This is a genomic window from Paraburkholderia sp. CNPSo 3274 (assembly GCF_024206475.1).
Classification (GTDB): domain Bacteria; phylum Pseudomonadota; class Gammaproteobacteria; order Burkholderiales; family Burkholderiaceae; genus Paraburkholderia.
On the sequence record NZ_JAMBPR010000245.1, the window covers coordinates 1 to 729 of the forward strand.

Here is a 729-nt window from a genome sequence, read left to right on the forward strand (position 1 = left end):
GTTGGCGTTCACGCCCGCCTTCAGCGCCATACCCGCGATCGACACGCCCGGCTTCAGGCAGGCTTCAATCAGCCTCTGTTTGTCACGCTTGTCGAAAGTCCGCTTGCCTTCGACACCAACGTTGGTCGCACGCAAGGGCAAAAAATCTGCGCAGTTCTCGTCCATGAAGGGTGTGTCCATTAAAAAACCGTGGACACATCCTGCGCTGTTTTCAGATCAGGATCTATGTGAGGAGAAACTGCCGCTTACAGATAAAGGGATGACTGTTGTACCGCTCAAAGCGATCGCACAGATAGCGCCGGGTTCTACGTCCCTTGTGGGTCCACGAAGAGTCGTTCGACATGGCAGGCTGGATCGTCGACAATCGCTCGTCACCCGAGAATACGGACTATGCGTTTTCGCTCACCATTTCACGCGCCCAACTTGACGCAAACGGCACAGCAGCCGACCGGATCTATTCATAGGACCGTCGATTGCAAACTGGGCCGGCCCCCGCGAAAACCGGACACTGGGTAACGCTTAAACTATGAGGTAGTCTTCCGCCTATGTTTAAGCCTACAACTAACAACATGGAACCCGTTGAGGTTCTGACGCAGCCGGAGCAACGCCGACGCCGCTCAGTTGAAGAGAAACTGGCGATTGTGCGTGAGACCTTCGAACCCGGAGCCACCGTCTCCGGGGTAGCCCGACGTCATCAGGTGAATGCGAACCAGGTGTTTGCGTGGCGCA

1 protein-coding gene and 1 pseudogene are annotated in these 729 nt (G+C 56.0%); one reads left to right on the forward strand and one right to left on the reverse strand.

Features of this window, described 5'->3' with window-relative positions:
* Positions 1–180, reverse strand: a pseudogene (locus M3I54_RS44490) (IS66 family insertion sequence element accessory protein TnpB); the annotation flags it as partial.
* A gap of 389 nt (positions 181–569) precedes the next feature.
* Here M3I54_RS44490 and M3I54_RS44495 point away from each other — a divergent pair.
* Positions 570–729, forward strand: a 160-nt coding sequence (locus M3I54_RS44495; protein WP_254338201.1) for a transposase, incomplete at its 3' end; no start/stop codon positions are given.